Raw genomic sequence first — 16,753 nt, 5'->3', positions numbered from 1 at the left:
TTAGGTCGGGGGGAAATTAATCCTCCCCGCGCCTAACCCGTGAAATATTGAGGATGAAAAGGGAATGGCAGGGCGTCTGCTTGCCGCGGGCGGCGTTTATAATCACAACCCGAAGTGCGCAGATACTACCCGTTAATCAATCGATGAATGATAAGACGTGAAATATTCGGTTTAACATAGCCAATTGCCATACGTTAATAATCAATAAGCTCCGAACGAGCGCGTTTGTTCGGTTGACGTTAAGGCGGATAACCCTTTTTCAATGGCGGCGTAGAGTAACTTCCTGTCGTGGCGGTAGGCGATGTCGGCCGCTTCCAACGGCTGCTGGATCAGAATGCAGCCGTCGGGCGCCGCCGCCGGGCCGGGCGGCATGATAATAACGTTTATGCGTCCCGCGCCGATATGCTTCTCCATCATTTCCAGTTTCTGTTGCAGCGTCATGCCGGCGGCGCTTGGGCTGAGCTCGCGGCCAAGATTATCGATATAAATGATAGGCGCGGCGGTGCCGCTCAGAGCATGGCTGAGATCGTCGAGCAGCAGCGGCGGCATCAGACTGGTCAAAAAGCTGCCGGGGCCGATCAGGATCAGATCGGCCGAGGAAATAGCGTCCAGCGCCTCAAGCGGGGCGGTGACGGAGGGGAACAGCATCAGATCCTGCGGTAAGGTAGGGAGCTGATCGACTTCAACTTCGCCATAGACGGGATTGCCTTGTTCATCTATCGCCATTAAATCAACCGGCTGTTCGGACATCGGAATGAGGAAGGCGTCCACTTTTAAGAGATTACGCAGCAGATTAATGGCTTCCAACGGCCGAACGCTCAAATTATCGAGCGCCTTTAGCATCAGGTTGCCCAGATTATGCCCCGCCAGCTCGCCGCTGCCGTTAAAGCGGTATTCAAACATGGCGGAGGCGACGCTCGGCGTGGTAATCAACTGATTCAGGCAGTTACGGGTATCGCCCCAGGCTATGCCGCCCTCGGCGCGGCGAATTCTTCCGGTCGAGCCGCCGTTGTCCGTGGTGGTGACAATCCCGGTCAGACGGGAACCCAGCGAGGAAAGCGAAGACATTACCCGACCTAAGCCGTGTCCGCCCCCCAGGGCGACAACCCGATCAAGATCGGCCAACGTGCGTTTGAACATAGAAACCCTTATAACTGAACTGAAGTGACAACTGCCGCCGGTAAGGTAGCCGATTTCGCTATAAAAGGCGAAAGATCATCTCGCAGGTGTGACCTGTGACAGTTTCCACAAACTATTTTCGCGTATTCTGTACCTTGGTAATAAAGAAAAACCGTTATATATCAAAGTACATATCGTATTTTAAAGTGACGGAGCACGGTGTTTGGCGGTAGACTTTGTTACGAAAATCACGGTTCCGCGTCTGTATTGTTTGACTATAGTTGTCAAATAATAGACTGGAATCAAACTCCTAGCCTTGGCGCCTAAGTGGTGTGTGCGTTGCGCATCATAGGGCGCCCTGGCCGTGACCTTAGCGTCACCAGGGTGCGAGGTAGAAATGCCTGCATCTCCCGTATTTGGAAAGGTGTTTATGGTTAGTCAACTGACCGATGCGTTCGCGCGCAAATTTTACTATTTGCGTCTGTCGATAACTGATGTCTGTAACTTTCGTTGTACCTACTGCCTGCCGGATGGTTATAAGCCGAATGGCGATAGCTCACGCCGCTTTCTGTCTCTCGACGAAATCCGTCGCGTTAGCCGCGCGTTTGCCGAATTAGGCACGGAGAAAGTGCGTCTCACCGGCGGGGAACCCTCTTTGCGCCGCGATTTTGTCGATATCATCGCCGCGATCCGCGAAAATCCGGCGATCCGCACCTTGGCCGTCACCACCAATGGCTATCGCCTTGCCCGTGATATCTCCCGCTGGCGCGAAGCCGGGCTGACCAGCGTGAATGTCAGCGTGGATAGTCTGGATGCCCGGCAGTTTCATGCCATTACCGGACAGGATAAGTTCCGTCAGGTGATGGCGGGGATCGATGCGGCTTTCGCGTGCGGCTTCAGCAAGGTCAAAGTGAATACCGTACTGATGCGCGACGTTAATGACGCCAGCCTGCACACCTTTCTCCAATGGATTAAGGCGCGGCCGATTCAGCTGCGCTTTATCGAACTGATGGAAACCGGCGACGGGGGACGTCTCTTTCAGCAGCATCACATTTCCGGCGAGGTTATTCTTCAGAAACTGTTGCAACAAGGGTGGAGCGAACAGCCGCGCGGCCGCAGCGACGGCCCGGCGCGCGTGTTCCGGCACGCTGATTATCAGGGCGAGATCGGACTTATCATGCCCTACGCGAAAGATTTCTGTCAGAGCTGCAACCGCCTGCGTGTTTCCGCCATCGGCAATCTTCATCTCTGTTTGTTTGGCGAGCAGGGGATCCCGTTACGTGATTTGATGGCCGACGACGATCAGCTTGATGCGCTGAAAATGCGTATTTCAGGCGGGTTATCGTACAAGAAGCAGACCCATTTCCTGCATCAAGGGAACAGCGGCATCACGCAGAATCTATCGTTTATCGGCGGTTAAACCCAGGCCGGGAATTCAACGTATTTCGTAAGGAGTCAGTTATGAGCAAGGTCAGTAGCGAATTTATTCCGCTTAATATTGCGGTGCTTACCGTGTCGGATCGGCGTACCGCCGCTGACGATACCTCCGGCGACTATCTGCGCGAGGCCGCGCAGTCCGCCGGGCATCATATTGTCGCCAGCGGCATTGTTAAAGAAAATCGCTATCAGATCAGGGCGCAGGTATCGGCCTGGATCGCCAGCGACGATGTTCAGGCGATCCTGATCAACGGCGGCACCGGGTTTACCCCCGGCGATGTGACGCCGGAAGCGATCGGCGTGTTGTTCGATCGTGAGATCGAAGGCTTTGGCGAGCTGTTTCGCATGGTGTCGTATGAGGACATCGGCACCGCCACCATACAGTCGCGCGCGATTGCCGGTCTGGCCAATCAGACGGTGATTTTCGCCATGCCGGGGTCGACCCGCGCCTGTCAAACCGCCTGGGAGCACATTATTCAGCCGCAGCTGGACGCCCGCCAGAAACCCTGTAACTTTTATCCCCATCTGAAAAAGTAACGAAATCATGTCGCAACTGTCGCATATTAACGCCGCCGGCGAGGCTTCGATGGTGGATGTGTCCGCCAAAGCCGATACCGTGCGCGAAGCCAGGGCGGAAGCCTTTGTTGAAATGGCCCCGCAGACGCTGTCGATGATTATCGACGGCAGCCATCACAAAGGGGATGTATTCGCCACCGCGCGTATCGCCGGCATCCAGGCGGCAAAACGCACTTGGGAACTGATCCCGCTCTGTCATCCGCTGTTGCTGAGCAAAGTGGCGGTTGAACTTGAGGCCCAGCCCGAACATAGCCGGGTGCGCATTGAATCGCTGTGCCGTTTGACCGGTAAAACCGGCGTTGAGATGGAAGCGCTGACGGCGGCGTCGGTCGCGGCGTTGACGATTTACGACATGTGTAAGGCCGTGCAGAAGGATATGGTGATTGGCCCGGTGCGTCTGTTGGCGAAAAGCGGCGGCAAATCAGGCGATTTCAAAGCGGAGACATCATGATCAACGTGCTGTTTTTTGCTCAGGTACGCGAACTGACCGACACCGAGAGCCTGACGCTGAAAGCGGAATACGCCACGGTGGACGATCTGCGGCAGGCGTTATGCGAACGGGGAAATCGCTGGGCGCTGGCGTTGGAATCCGGAAAGCTGCTGGCGGCGGTTAACCAGTCGCTGGTGGACATGCAACATCCGCTGCGGGATGGCGACGAGGTGGCTTTTTTCCCGCCGGTAACGGGAGGTTGAACATGGTTGAGACGCGCATTCGCGTAAGCGCAGACAATTTTAACGTCGGCGATGAATATCAGTGGCTGTCCCAGTGCGATGAGGACGGCGCGGTAGTGACCTTTACCGGTAAGGTGCGCAATCATAATCTGGACCGGAGCGTCAGCGCGCTGACGCTGGAGCATTATCCCGGCATGACGGAAAAAGCGCTGGCTGAAATCATCGAACTGGCCCGCGGGCGCTGGACGTTGCCGCGCGTTAGCGTTATTCACCGGATCGGCGAGCTCTATCCGGGCGACGACATTGTGTTCGTCGGCGTCAGCGCCGCCCACCGCAGCGCGGCCTTTGAGGCGGCGCAGTTCATTATGGACTATCTCAAAACACGGGCGCCGTTCTGGAAACGCGAGGCCACGCCGGACGGGGAGCGCTGGGTCGAGTCCCGCGACAGCGACCGGCAGGCGGCCCGGCGCTGGTAGCGGCGCATCGGCGTCCGGCTTCGGCCGGAGCGGCGTTTATGTGTTAGGATAAAAGAAGGCGAGACGCTCCGTCTCTTATGTATAACTTACTGCAAACAAAGGTAGCATCATGGATAGATATCCACGCTCGGGCGATTCGATTGTCGAACGCGCGCAGACAGGTCTTCAAGCCTATATGGCGCAGGTCTATGGCTGGATGACCTGCGGGTTATTACTTACGGCGTTCGTGTCGTGGTATGCCGCGAACACCCCGGCGATACTCAATTTCGTTTTCTCCAGCCAGATTACTTTCTTCGGCCTGATCATCGTTCAACTGGGGCTGGTGTTTGTTCTTTCCGGCATGGTGCAGCGTTTGAGCGGCGGCGTGGCGACCAGCCTGTTTATGCTCTATTCGGCGCTGACCGGACTGACCATCTCCAGCATTTTCATCGTCTATTCCGGCGAATCGATCGCCAGTACCTTTGTGATTACCGCCGGAATGTTCGGCGCCATGAGCTTGTACGGCTACACCACTAAGCGCGACTTGAGCGGCCTCGGCAGCATGCTGTTCATGGCGCTGATCGGCATCGTGCTGGCTTCGCTGGTAAATTTCTGGCTGAAAAGCGAGGCGCTGATGTGGGCGGTGACCTATATCGGGGTGGTGGTGTTCGTCGGCCTGACGGCGTATGACACCCAGAAATTGAAAAACCTCGGTCAGCAACTGTCGGTCGACGATCGGGATAACTTCCGCAAATATTCGATTGTCGGCGCGCTGACGCTGTATCTGGATTTCATCAACCTGTTCCTGATGCTATTGCGCATTTTCGGCAATCGCCGTTAAAGCTACAGCTCGCTTTCGTATCACGATGCTTAACTCCCGCTTCCATTGTCATCCCCGCGCAGGCGGGGATCTTCCTTCTGGCTCTAACCCCACCCCAACCCTCCCCTTCGCAGGGGAGGGAGCAACGCCTGCGCTTTTAATCGTAGCTCCTCCCCCTGACAAGGGGAAGGATGGGAGGGGGTTTTAATGGCAATGTATCGAAGGCAATGTGTCGAACGTTGTTCACAGTCTGACTCCCCACGAGCGGGGAATCCAGACTGATGACAAAGTCTGTTATTAGGAGAAACACGGGGGGAGGTTCCCGCAGGGACGCCTCACCCCCGTGGTCGCTCCGGGTATCTCAATCTCATCACAATAGGTTTGCCATCAAACTCACTCCCCGCATGCGGGGAGTTGCTATTTTTCCGCTTATAAAAAGCAGGATTCCGTTCACGCCGATAGCCGTCACGCAACCTTTCTTCGGAAAATCGCATAGGCGGCGGAACCGGTGATGACGATAATGATCAGCAACGGCCATAGACTTTGCCAGATAATCGAGAAATCCGCGTCTTTCAGGTAGATCTGCTTGGTGATTTCCGTGAAATGGCGGATAGGGTTAATCCAGGTGGCGTTTTGTAACCACTGCGGCATATTCTCCACCGGGGAGACATAGCCGGACAACAGGATCGCCGGCATCAGAAACACGAACACGCCGATAAACGCCTGCTGCTGGGTGGAGCAGAGCGAAGAGATAAACAGCCCGAATCCAACCAGCGACAGGCCGTAAATCAGGATGGTGGGGTAGAACAGCAGCAGCGAACCGGCAAAGGGGATCTGGTAGGCGAATATCCCGGCCAGCAGCACAATGGTGGCCTGGAAGGTGGCGACGATAAGGGCCGGCACCGCTTTGCCGACAAATATCTGCCAGGTCGACAGCGGCGACACCAATAGCTGTTCCAGCGTTCCTTGTTCCCGTTCGCGGGCGACCGAAAGCGCGGTGACGATCAGCACGCCGATGGTGGTGATCAAGGCAATCAGCGAAGGCACCACAAACCATTTGTAATCCAGATTCGGGTTATACCAGTGGCGGACCACCAACTCGCTGTTATTGATTTTCGGGGTGTCGGCCGATAGTTCCAACTGATAATCCTGAACGATCTTCTGCACGTATCCGGCGGCGATCTGGGCGCTGTTGGAGTGTCGTCCGTCCAGAATAAGCTGAAGCGACGTACTCTCGCCGCGGGCTATATTGCGGGAAAACTGCGGCGGAAAACGGACGATCAACAATGCCCGCTGGTTGTCCAGCGTGGGGCGTATCTCCTGCGATGCGCGCAACAACAGCACATTGGGGAAGGCTTTGGCTTTGGCGATGCGTTGGGTCAGTTCAACGGAAGCCTGGCCGTTGTCTTCACTGTAAATAGCAATCGTGGCGTTGGTCACGTCCAGCGTGGCGGCGAAAGGAAACAGGCCGACCTGAATAATCACCGGCAGCATCAGAATGGCGCGCGTTTGCGGTTCGCGCAGCAGAGACTGGAGCTCCTTGACGATAAGTGTCCATAGGCGATGAAACATGTTGGCTCCCTAGTCCAGTCGGCGTTGGGTTTTCCAGGCCGTGAGACCGATGAATACCACGGCGGAGGCGATAAGAAACAGCAGATTAATTAACAGCACGCTGCTGATGTTGCCCGCCAGAAACAGCGTTTGCAGCGTGCTGACAAAGTAACGGGCGGGGATCAGGTACGAGACGGCGCGCACCAGCACCGGCATACTGTCAATTTCAAAAATAAATCCGGACAGCATCACGGCGGGTAGAAAGCCGACGTTCAGCGCCATCATTGCCGCATTAAACTGATTTTTCGTCAGGGTGGAAATCAATAATCCCATTCCCAGCGTACTGGCGAGGAACAGGCTGCTGATGCCGAACAGCGCCAACAGCGATCCGCGGTAAGGCACCTGCATGACGAAGCGGGCGACCACGATACACAGCACCATCGCGATCATGCCAAGAACGTAGTAGGGGATCAGTTTCGCCAGCAGCAGTTCAGTGCGGGTCACCTGGGTGGATAACAGCGCTTCCATGGTGCCGCGTTCCCATTCGCGGGCGATAACCAGCGACGTTAGAATGGCGCCGATTACGGTCATAATAATGGTGATGGCGCCGGGCACGATAAAATGCTGGCTGATGGCCGCCGGGTTGAACCAGTAACGCTGCTGCACCTCGATCAATTGTTCAAACGATTCGCCTCTGTCGCTGGCCCGTTGTTGCTGCCAGAGCAGCCATATCCCTTGGGCATAGGCCTGAACAAAGTTGGCGGTGTTGGGTTCGGAGCCGTCGGTAACCACCTGAATGGGGGCATCTACAGAGGATCGCGCCATCTGTTCGGCGAAATTGACCGGGATGACGATCAGCCCGCGGATCCGTCCGGCCTGCATCATCTGAATAAGCTGCTGTCGGTTATCGCTAATCGTCGGGGCGATAAACGGCGACGCGGCGAAAGTGGCGGCCAGCTCCAGAGCGTCTTCGCTTTGCTGCTCCACCAGAATACCGACACGAAGCCGGCTGGAATCGAGATTGATGCCGTAGCCGAAGATAAATAGCAGCAATAACGGGATGACGAAGGCGATCAAGCCGCTGCTGGGGTCGCGCAGGATTTGCCGGGTTTCCTTCAGGCACAGCGCGCGCAGGCGACGCAAGGAAAAATGGGTGCTGTCTTGCTGATTATCCATGAGTGTTCTCCCTGTCGTATTCCTGGATCAGCGCGATAAACGCCTCTTCCATGGTGGGGGACGGCGTCTGCTCGTCGGCGGCCTTCTGTTTCAGATCGTCCGGCGTGCCGGCGGCGATCAGCTTACCGTGATACACCAGCCCGATGCGGTCGCAATACTCGGCTTCGTCCATAAAGTGGGTGGTTACCATTACCGTGACGCCTTTATTTACCATCCCGTTGATATGTATCCAGAATTCCCGGCGGGTTAGCGGATCGACGCCGGAGGTCGGTTCGTCCAAAAACAGGATGTCCGGCTCATGCATCAGCGCGCAGGCCAGCGCCAGCCGCTGTTTGAATCCCAGCGGCAGGGCATCGGGCGTTTGGTGATAAATCGGCTGGAAGTTAAACGCTTTTTCCATTTCCGCCATTTTATCGCGCTGCGCTTTGCCCTTTAGACCATATACGCCGGAGAAAAAACGCAGGTTCTGTTCCACCGTCAGGTTGCCGTACAGAGAGAATTTCTGCGCCATATAACCCAAATGCTGACGCGCTTTACCGGAGCTGGTTTTCAGATCCATGTCCAGTACCAGCGCTTTGCCGCCGGTGGGCACCAGCAAGCCGCACATCATTTTGAAGGTGGTGGATTTTCCCGCGCCGTTGGGGCCCAGCAGGCCGAAGATTTCCCCGCGCTGAACCTTAAAGCTGACATGGTCGGTGGCGGCGAAATCGCCGAATTTTTTCGTCAGTTGCCGCGCTTCGATAACGGTTTCTTCACCGTTAATTTCAATCGACGGCATGATTTTCGCCAGCGAAGATTCGCTGGCCGGGCCGCCGCCCAGTAAATCGATGAACGCATCCTCAAAACGGGGAGCGGTGTCCTGCAGGCTCTCTTGCGGCAGATTCAGCGCCGACAGCAGCGCCGCCCGATCCGCATCCGGTTGCAAAATCAGCCGCACGTACTGCCCCTGAATCACGCCGTCGCTAACCTGCGGCTGGCGCAGAGCGCGTTGCAGCAGTTTCCGGTGGCTCTCGTCATGGGCGCTGACCAGCACGCTGCGGCCGGCCATTTTCTCCGTCAACTCCCGTGGTTCGCCGCGGTACAACTGTTCCCCTTCATTGAGCAACAGAATGTCCCGGCACTGTTCGGCCTCATCCAGATACGATGTGCTCCACACGATCAGCATGCCTTCATCGGCCAGTTCATGCACCATGCGCCAGAGTTCGCGGCGGGAAATGGGATCGACCCCGACGCCCGGTTCATCCAGCAGCAGGACTTTGGGTTGCCCCAATAGCGTACAGGCCAATCCCAGCTTTTGCTTCATCCCGCCGGAGAGTTTCCCCGCCAAACGTTCGGTAAAGCGGGTGAGGTCGGTAAACGATAGCAGCCGATTAAACGTCTCCTGGCGGACGTCGCCGGTAATACCGCGCAAGTCGGCATACAGATTCAGGTTTTCCATTACCGTCAGGTCTTCATACAGGCCGAATTTCTGCGGCATATAGCCGAGGATCGCATGGAGCTGCCGATCCTGTTTTATCGGGTCCAGTCCGGTCACCTGGATGGAGCCGCTGCTGGGGGTCAGCAAACCCGCCAGCATACGCAGCAGGGTGGTTTTCCCCGCGCCATCCGGACCGACCAATCCGGTAACGGCCCCGCTGCGAATTTGCTCGGTAAGACTGGCGAGCGCGGGTTTATTCTGCCCCGGAAAGCGTTTTTCCAGCGCCTTTATTTCGATGCGCGCCGAAATATCATTCATGACCGGCGGCATCCTGGGCAAAACGCAGCGTCACCGGCATTCCCTGACGCAGATGCTCGTCCGCATCGTTCACCACGATGCGCAGGCGGTAGACCAGATCGGTACGCAGATCTTCCGTTTCAACGCTTTTCGGCGTGAATTCGGCGCTGGGAGACACAAAACCGATTTGGCCGTGATACGGCTTGTCGGGCCTGCCATCGGTATAAATCAGGATGCTGTCGCCCGGCACGGCGCGGCCTAAATTCTTCTCGCTGATATAGGCGCGAACCCAGACGGGACGGGTCAATGACAGGGTAAATACCGTACTGCCGGAGCTGAGCATGCTGCCGGTTTCCACCGCTCTGGTCAGGATGACGCCGGCGGATGGCGAAACCAATTCGGTATCTTTCAGATCCAGTTCGGCCTGGGCCTGTACGGCTTCAGCCTGAGCCAGGGCCGCCTGCGCAGCGGCGATTTCCTGTGGACGGTTGCCGCTTTCATACTGTTTCAGTTTGTCTTTGGCGCCTTGCAAGGTAGCCAGAGCCTGATTCCGGGCCGTCTTGGCGTCTTCCAGGGTATCGGCGGAAATTGACCGTCTTGCCCACAGCCCTTGCTGACGTTGATAGAAACTGTTCGCGTAGTCATAAGCCGCTTGACTCTGCACCAACTGAGCGCGCACCTGCTCGATCTCTTCGCGGCGATAGCCTTCCTGTAACAAATCCAACTGCGCTTTGGCGCTGGCGACGTTGGCCTGCGCCTGGCGCAGAGCATTCTGATAAGGGGCGCTATCCAGTATCGCCAGAGGCTGGCCGGGCTGAATGCCGTCCCCTTCGTCCGCTTTCAGATCGGCTAACCGTCCTCCCACGCGGAATGCCAGATTTACTGAGCGAATATCGACGTTGCCGTATAGCGTCAGCGGTTTTTCCTGCTGCTGGCGGTATTGGACGAAGCCATAAATCGCCGCCGCGATCAGGACGATAATAACAAGGGCGAAAGCCAGTTTTTTCTTATTCATTACGCAATGATTCCTTTATCTGTCGGGCATGACTGTCCCGCAGTCCGTTAAGGAGAATTTCAAGGTGTTCCATCAAGACTTGCTGAATGAGCGTCGTTTCTTCGTTGCCAATCTCTTTCCAGCCCGCACGTAATAGAATGGTTTCCCTGGTGGCGCGAAAAGAAAGTACCTCGCCAATCAATGCATGGGTATGAACGATGATTTTGGGATGGTTTGCATCCATCCCGGTATAGCGGGCGACCAATGTCGTTAACAACCGGTGCATGGGTTCGATAACCTGCCGATGGATCAGCGGGTAGGCTTCCGTCGGAGAAAGTTGTTCACGGGTCATGATCCGGCTCAGATTCAGCGTTTCCGAGCGGGTTAGCAGACGGCTGAGCGTCAGGATGCTGCGCCGAATATATTCCATAAGCTGTTCCGGCGACTGCTGTTGCAGCGGGAGCCGCATAAAAATTTCGATTTCCTCGACCAGAGGACGGTAGGTCTGACGAATATAATCGGACATCCAACTGGCGACGGCCAGATAAAGCCCCTCTTTTGACTGAAAGTGATAGGCAATGGCGGCAATGTTCTGTCCGGCGCGATTGGCGATATCGCGGGTGGTCGCGGCCTGCGGACCGTATTCGCCAAACACCTCCAGCGCGGCCTGGATAAGCTGTTGCCGCGTTTGATCGCTGCGGTTTGACGTGGTGGATTTTTGCGGCATAGGCCAACTCGGCAAATTTAATCAATCATATGATTAACTTTAGGCCTGTTTTTATTATTTTTATCGATCCCGATCACAAAAATTACTTTTTACGGCGTATCCGCCATTGAGTGATAGCCGCCGTCCGCATGTCCGTCCTCATTTTTCCGTCGCAGTAAAACGTCATGTAAATATATTTTTTATGTAAATGTTGTAAGTTTTTATATTCAATGATAATAATTACCATTATTGACTACCAGGGTAAAACCATACTAAATCAGTGGGATAGCGTTTGATTTTATCGCAAGGAAAGCGGCAATCCAACCTGTATAGGCGGGCGACGCTTTTATGAATAACGTCAGGGGGTGTCTGGTGTTCAGTGGCTAACCGGAGACCCTTTCATTTACCCGTTGAGTGTATAGAGGAAGGGGAAAAGGCATTGAACCAGATGCGTGTTTTATTCGTTGTTATGCCATGTGCGCTGTTATCTCAGGCTTACGCGCAGGAAGGGGACGGCAGTAGTGATGAGATAGTGATTTCGGCTTCCCGCTCCAACATCGAGCAGAAAAAATCACCGCAGGTAGTCACCGTGATCGCCAAAGAGGAAATTGAGCAGCAGATGCTGATTTCCAGCGACAGTTCCCAAATTCTCAGCAATCTTTTACCTTCTTTCTCCCCCAGCCGGCAAAAAATGAGCGGGAGCGGTGAAACATTCCGCGGGCGCGCGCCATTGGTGATGATTGACGGCATTCCTCAGTCTAACCCGCTGCGCCCAACCGGGCGGGAAATGCACACTATCGATTTTTCCATGGTGGAACGCATCGAAGTGATCCACGGCGCCAACGCCACCAACGGGCTGGGCGCCACCGGCGGCGTGATTAACATTATTACCCGCCGCCCCGAAAATGGTTCGTTCAATCAGCATGTCAACGTGCAGACCACCATTCCCACGGAGAAGATCCGTGGCGAAACCGCCAGCTATAAAACCACCTATCGCGTCGATGGCCGGCAGGATTATCTCGACTATCTGTTTGCCGTCGGTTATGAAGATCAGGGGCTGTATCTGGACGGGAAAAACCGTCCCGTCGGGGTGGATAATACCCAGGGCGATCTGATGGATTCGCGCGCCTATGACGTGCTGGCGAAAGTGGGATACTGGCTGGACGACTATCAGCGGGTCCAGCTCAGCGTTAACCGCTATCGCATCAAAGGTGAGAATAACTACCTCAGCGTGGACGGCGATCGGGCGCAGGGGATCCCCACCACTTCGATACGCGGCACGCCGGAAGGCATAGCGCCGCACAATAGCGTCTGGTCGACCGGTTTGACCTACGAAAATCACGATCTGGCGGGGATGAAGCTATCCGCGCTGCTGTTCAACCAGCGCTATGAAGCGCTGTTCGGCGCCGATAATTCCGCCACCTTTCAGGACGGCGCGCTCGCCCCGGTCGGTTCGCTGTACGATCAGTCCAGGGCGGTGTCGTCCAAATATGGCGTCAAGCTGGCGCTGACCAAAGACGACCTGCTGGATGACAGCCTGAAAATCACCGTCGGCTTCGATACCCTGTTGGATAAAAGCAAGCAGGATCTCTATCTGACCCGGCGCACTTATGTGCCGGAAGTGGAATACACCAACTATTCGCCGTTTATGCAGGCGGAATATCAGCTATTGGAACAGGTGGTGCTGCATGCCGGCGTGCGTCATGAAATCGCCAAGCTTAAAGTCGATAGCTACCAGACGCTGGCGGCCAACAACGGCGTGACCGTAGACGGCGGCAGCCCGAAATTCAACGAAACGCTGTACAACGTCGGTCTGGTCTATTCGCCGCTGGATTCGTTAAACCTGTTTGTCAACTATTCGGAAGGATTTGGTATGCCGGACGTGGGGCGCGCGCTGCGTTCCATCAGAACGTCAGGACAGGATGTCGATAACTTCCGCAATCTGAAACCGATCGTGACGGACAACATCGAAACCGGGTTCCGTTTCGCCAAAGATCGCATAGAGCTGGAAGCCAGCTACTATCAGTCCAACTCGAAACTGGGCAGCCGCGTGGAGCCGAATGCGGACGGTATCTTTATCGCGCAGCGGGAGAAAACGCGCATTCAGGGCGTAGAGATGAGCGCCGGTTATCAGATTAACGAGCAGCACAAGGTCAAGGCGACTTACGCGCACAGCCAGGGCAAATACGACAGCGACGACAACGGCAGCCTTGATGCCAAACTGGACGGGCTGAACGTTGCGCCGGATCGGCTCATCACCAGTTGGTCGGCCAACTGGAACGATAAGCTCAGTTCGTTTGTACAGCTCAACTACGCCTTCGATCGCGACTTTGACGGCAGCGATAAGGACTTTGACGGCTATATGCTGGTGGATGCGGCCGTGGGCTACAAACTTCCTTACGGTCGGGTCAATGTTGCGGTCGCCAACCTGCTGAACAAGGATTACATCACCTACTATTCACAGAGCGCGCTGGTCAACGATACCCGCTACTTCTCCGGTCGCGGACGAACGCTGACGCTGGGTTACACTCTTGATTTCTAAGGGTGAAATGCGGTATCGCCGCATGCGCTTCGCCGGGGGGCGGTGGTCCCGGCGGCTAATCGTAGCGCTGTTATTGCTGGCGGGCGGGGCGCAGGCGTCCTCGCCCCCGCGTCTGATCCATCACGCCCTGGGAGAAACCGCGATCAGCGGCACGCCGCAACGGGTGGTAACGCTATTTCAGGGCGCGACCGATACCGCCGTCGCTCTGGGAATTAAGCCTATCGGCGTAGTGGACTCCTGGACGGAAAAACCGACCTACAAATATCTGCGTCCGGCGCTGAACGGCGTGACGCACGTCGGTTTGGAAACCCAGCCGAGTCTGGAAGATATCGCGCTGCTAAAGCCCGACCTGATCATCGCATCGCGTTTTCGCAATGAGAGAATTTATGGCCTGCTTTCGCAGATTGCGCCTACGGTGGCGCTGGATGAGGTGTTTGAGTTCAAAAAAACCGTTCAGGTGATGGGCGTGGCGCTAAACCGGGAGGCGCAGGCCGATCGGCTGCTGACGGATTGGCGGCGCAGGGTGGACGGACTGCGTGAACGGCTGATGGCGCGCGTCGGCGCGAATTGGCCGCTGAGCGTGTCGGTGATGGAATTTCGCGGCGATCATGTGCGCAATTATTTGTCCGGCAGCTTCGCCGGCTCCATTCTCTCTGAGATCGGTTTCGTCTGGCCGCAGCGCGGCGCGGCATCGCAGGGAATATTGCAAAAGCTGACCAGCAAGGAGAGCATTCCGGTGTTGGATGCCGATCTGTTCTTCCTGTTTATTCGTCCTGAAAACCCCTCCGTGCAGCAAAACTACCGCGATTGGGTGTCCCATCCGCTCTGGCTGCGGATGAACGCGCCCCGGCAGGCGCGCGTTTATCGGGTGGACAGCGTGGTCTGGATCCTGTCGGGCGGCATTATCGGGGCCAACAAGGTGCTGGACGACATTGAACGCCATCTTCTCGGCGCCGGGGACGCGGCGTAATGGCGAAAATGGCTATTTTGGCTTCCGGGATGGCGCTGTTGGGCGTGGCGCTGTTCGCCAGTCTGATGGCCGGACCGACGGCGATCCCTTTCTCCGTGGTCTGGCCGGCGCTGTTTCATCACGACCCTCAGCAAATCGATCATATTCTGGTGACCACCACCCGTCTGGCGCGCACGGTGATTGCGCTGGTGGTCGGCGCCAGCCTGGCCGTCGCCGGGGCGCTGATGCAGGCGATGACGCGTAACCCGCTGGCCTCTCCCGGTCTGTTTGGCATTAACGCCGGCGCGATGTTTTTTATCGTCGGCTTTTCCGCGCTGTTGCCGCTTGCCAGCCAGAGCGCGCTGATGTGGGTGGCCTACGCGGGGGCGGCGATCGCCGGCGGCACGGTCTATTTTCTCGGCACCCTGGGTAACGGCCGCACTAGTCAGTTGCGTATCGTGCTGGCCGGCGCGGCCATCACCGCGCTGTTCATCTCCTTTACACAGGCGCTGCTGGTGATCAATCAGGAAGGGCTGGACAGCGTTCTGTTCTGGCTGGCGGGCTCGGTGGCCGGGCGCGATCTGTCCATGCTCTGGCCCATGCTGCCTTATTTTGCGCTGGCGATGCTGGGCGCGCTGCTGCTGGCGCCGCATATCAATATTCTGGCGGCCGGCGATGAGATTGCCAGAGGGCTGGGGCAGCGTACGGTATTGGTTCGCAGCCTGATGGCGCTGTGCGTTATCGCGTTGGCCGGCGGCGCGGTCGCCATTGCCGGCAGCATCGGATTTATCGGCTTGATCGTGCCGCATATGGCGCGCGGCCTGTTATCCTCCGATCACCGCTGGCTGATCCCCGGCTGCGCGCTGCTGGGTGCGACGCTGTTGCTGCTGGCCGACGTTGCGGCCAGGCTCTTGATTGTGCCGCAGGAAATTCCGGTCGGCGCGATGACGGCGCTGTTGGGCGCGCCGTTCTTTATTTACCTCGCCAGAAGAGGTCTCCGCCATGGCTAAACTGTATGCCGTTCGCGTCGGCCGCTTTTCGCGCCAGTTCGCCGGGCGCACGACGGCGGTCGCCGGCGCGCTGGCGGCGATCACGCTGGCGGTGATGCTGTTTTCGCTGACTCAAGGCAAGGTACGGATTTCCGCGCCGGATGTGATACAGGCGCTGTTCGCCGCTTCGGATAGCGGTATTGATTTTATCGTTAATCAACTGCGGCTGGCGCGTATTGTACTGGCGGTGCTGGTGGGCGGCGCGCTGGCCGTGTCCGGATTGATGTTGCAAAGTCTGGTGCGCAACCCTCTGGCTTCGCCGGATATTCTCGGTATCACCAGCGGCGCGTCGGCCGCGGCGGTAGGGTTCCTGTCATTTTTTTCCACCGCGCTCAGCCAGCATTGGATGCCGCTGGCGGCTATCGGCGGGGCATGGCTGACGGCGTTGCTCATCACGCTATTGGCCTGGAAGCAGGGCGCTTCGCCGATACGGCTGGTGCTGGTGGGCGTGGGGCTGTCGGCGCTTACCGGCGCGGCCACCACCATGATGCTGGTATTCAGCCCGCTGACGACCACGCTGTCGGCCTATGTCTGGTTGACCGGCAGCGTTTACGGCGCGCAGTGGCAGGATGTGCGCTCGCTGGCGGCATGGCTGGCCGCCATACTGCCGTTTATTGTGTTACTGGCCCGGCACGTCAATGTTCACGAACTGGATGACGATCTGGCGCTGGGCGTGGGATTGCCGGTCAAAGCGATGCGGCTGGCCCTGTTGTCCGTCAGCGTCGCGCTGGCCGGCGCCGCTATCGCCTACGCGGGCGCGATGGCGTTTGTCGGGCTGGTGGCGCCTCATATTGCTAAAAGACTGGTAGGACGCTCGTTCCCTGGGCTGGCGCTCGTCGCCGCGTTGGTGGGCGCGAACCTGGTGATGCTCGCCGATCTGGCCGGGCGCACGCTGTTTTTGCCGCTCGACCTGCCCGCCGGCGTGTTTGTTTCGGCGCTGGGAACGCCTTTTTTCATCTATTTACTGATTCGGCAATGCCGCTGAGAAGACGG

General features: G+C 57.1%; 16 protein-coding genes and 1 riboswitch. Of the genes, 10 read left to right on the top strand and 6 right to left on the bottom strand.

Going from position 1 to position 16,753, the window contains the following annotated elements:
- Positions 1-201: 201 nt before the first annotated feature.
- Positions 202-1,140 carry a gluconeogenesis factor YvcK family protein gene (locus HC231_RS14190; protein WP_208227269.1) on the bottom strand — a complete coding sequence of 313 codons (939 nt, stop codon included), beginning with the start codon at positions 1,138-1,140 and terminating at the stop codon, positions 202-204.
- Between the two features lie 274 nt (positions 1,141-1,414).
- Positions 1,415-1,562: riboswitch (molybdenum cofactor riboswitch) on the top strand.
- On the opposite strand from HC231_RS14190, the gene moaA reads away from it, so the two are divergent.
- The 6 genes from moaA to HC231_RS14160 all read left to right on the top strand — a co-directional run bounded on the left by moaA (position 1,550) and on the right by HC231_RS14160 (position 5,100).
- Positions 1,550-2,539 carry a GTP 3',8-cyclase MoaA gene (moaA, locus tag HC231_RS14185; protein ID WP_208227268.1) on the top strand — a complete coding sequence of 330 codons (990 nt, stop codon included), beginning with the start codon at positions 1,550-1,552 and terminating at the stop codon, positions 2,537-2,539. (Overlaps the previous riboswitch by 13 nt.)
- Positions 2,540-2,580: 41 nt before the next feature.
- On the top strand, positions 2,581-3,093 hold the full coding sequence (gene moaB, locus HC231_RS14180; protein ID WP_208227267.1) for a molybdenum cofactor biosynthesis protein B: 513 nt from the start codon (positions 2,581-2,583) through the stop codon (positions 3,091-3,093).
- A gap of 7 nt (positions 3,094-3,100) precedes the next feature.
- Positions 3,101-3,583 (top strand): cyclic pyranopterin monophosphate synthase MoaC, encoded by a 483-nt coding sequence (moaC, locus tag HC231_RS14175; protein WP_208227266.1) that lies wholly within the window; start codon positions 3,101-3,103, stop codon positions 3,581-3,583.
- The gene (moaD, locus tag HC231_RS14170) at positions 3,580-3,825 is read left to right on the top strand and encodes a molybdopterin synthase sulfur carrier subunit (RefSeq protein WP_208227265.1); all 246 of its coding nucleotides are present in this window, start codon (positions 3,580-3,582) and stop codon (positions 3,823-3,825) included. Before moaC ends, moaD begins: the two co-directional genes overlap by 4 nt.
- 2 nt (positions 3,826-3,827) lie before the next feature.
- A complete protein-coding gene (gene moaE, locus HC231_RS14165) occupies positions 3,828-4,280 on the top strand; it encodes a molybdopterin synthase catalytic subunit MoaE (RefSeq protein ID WP_208227264.1) in 453 nt (150 codons plus the stop codon).
- A 109-nt stretch (positions 4,281-4,389) separates the two neighbouring features.
- On the top strand, positions 4,390-5,100 hold the full coding sequence (locus tag HC231_RS14160) for a Bax inhibitor-1/YccA family protein (RefSeq protein WP_208227263.1): 711 nt from the start codon (positions 4,390-4,392) through the stop codon (positions 5,098-5,100).
- A gap of 444 nt (positions 5,101-5,544) precedes the next feature.
- Here HC231_RS14160 and HC231_RS14155 read toward each other — a convergent pair whose 3' ends face one another.
- Genes HC231_RS14155 through HC231_RS14135 form a run of 5 tightly spaced genes read right to left on the bottom strand, consistent with a single transcriptional unit; the run spans position 5,545 to position 11,241 of the window.
- Positions 5,545-6,651, bottom strand: a complete 1,107-nt coding sequence (locus HC231_RS14155; protein WP_208227262.1) for an ABC transporter permease — start codon at positions 6,649-6,651, stop codon at positions 5,545-5,547.
- A gap of 9 nt (positions 6,652-6,660) precedes the next feature.
- Positions 6,661-7,806, bottom strand: coding sequence for an ABC transporter permease (locus tag HC231_RS14150; RefSeq protein ID WP_208227261.1), 1,146 nt, complete (start codon positions 7,804-7,806; stop codon positions 6,661-6,663).
- Positions 7,799-9,541: an ATP-binding cassette domain-containing protein gene (locus tag HC231_RS14145; protein WP_208227260.1), complete on the bottom strand. Its 1,743-nt coding sequence runs from the start codon at positions 9,539-9,541 to the stop codon at positions 7,799-7,801. The genes HC231_RS14150 and HC231_RS14145 overlap by 8 nt, the downstream gene beginning before the upstream one ends.
- The gene (gene hlyD, locus HC231_RS14140; RefSeq protein ID WP_208227259.1) at positions 9,534-10,535 is read right to left on the bottom strand and encodes a secretion protein HlyD; all 1,002 of its coding nucleotides are present in this window, start codon (positions 10,533-10,535) and stop codon (positions 9,534-9,536) included. Before hlyD ends, HC231_RS14145 begins: the two co-directional genes overlap by 8 nt.
- Positions 10,528-11,241, bottom strand: coding sequence for a CerR family C-terminal domain-containing protein (locus HC231_RS14135; RefSeq protein ID WP_208227258.1), 714 nt, complete (start codon positions 11,239-11,241; stop codon positions 10,528-10,530). The genes hlyD and HC231_RS14135 overlap by 8 nt, the downstream gene beginning before the upstream one ends.
- A 427-nt stretch (positions 11,242-11,668) precedes the next feature.
- On the opposite strand from HC231_RS14135, the gene HC231_RS14130 reads away from it, so the two are divergent.
- Genes HC231_RS14130 through HC231_RS14115 form a run of 4 tightly spaced genes read left to right on the top strand, consistent with a single transcriptional unit; the run spans position 11,669 to position 16,745 of the window.
- Entirely contained in the window at positions 11,669-13,762 is a 2,094-nt protein-coding gene (locus tag HC231_RS14130; RefSeq protein ID WP_208227257.1) for a TonB-dependent receptor, read from the top strand.
- A 7-nt stretch (positions 13,763-13,769) separates the two neighbouring features.
- The gene (locus tag HC231_RS14125) at positions 13,770-14,732 is read left to right on the top strand and encodes an ABC transporter substrate-binding protein (protein ID WP_246494501.1); all 963 of its coding nucleotides are present in this window, start codon (positions 13,770-13,772) and stop codon (positions 14,730-14,732) included.
- Positions 14,732-15,721: a FecCD family ABC transporter permease gene (locus tag HC231_RS14120; RefSeq protein WP_208227256.1), complete on the top strand. Its 990-nt coding sequence runs from the start codon at positions 14,732-14,734 to the stop codon at positions 15,719-15,721. Before HC231_RS14125 ends, HC231_RS14120 begins: the two co-directional genes overlap by 1 nt.
- Positions 15,714-16,745: a FecCD family ABC transporter permease gene (locus HC231_RS14115; protein WP_208227255.1), complete on the top strand. Its 1,032-nt coding sequence runs from the start codon at positions 15,714-15,716 to the stop codon at positions 16,743-16,745. The genes HC231_RS14120 and HC231_RS14115 overlap by 8 nt, the downstream gene beginning before the upstream one ends.
- The last annotated feature ends 8 nt before the right edge of the window (positions 16,746-16,753 follow it).

It is taken from the genome of Brenneria izadpanahii, from assembly GCF_017569925.1.
Classification (GTDB): domain Bacteria; phylum Pseudomonadota; class Gammaproteobacteria; order Enterobacterales; family Enterobacteriaceae; genus Brenneria; species Brenneria izadpanahii.
Note: the sequence above shows the minus strand (reverse complement) of the source record. Positions and strands in the feature narration are given on the sequence as shown.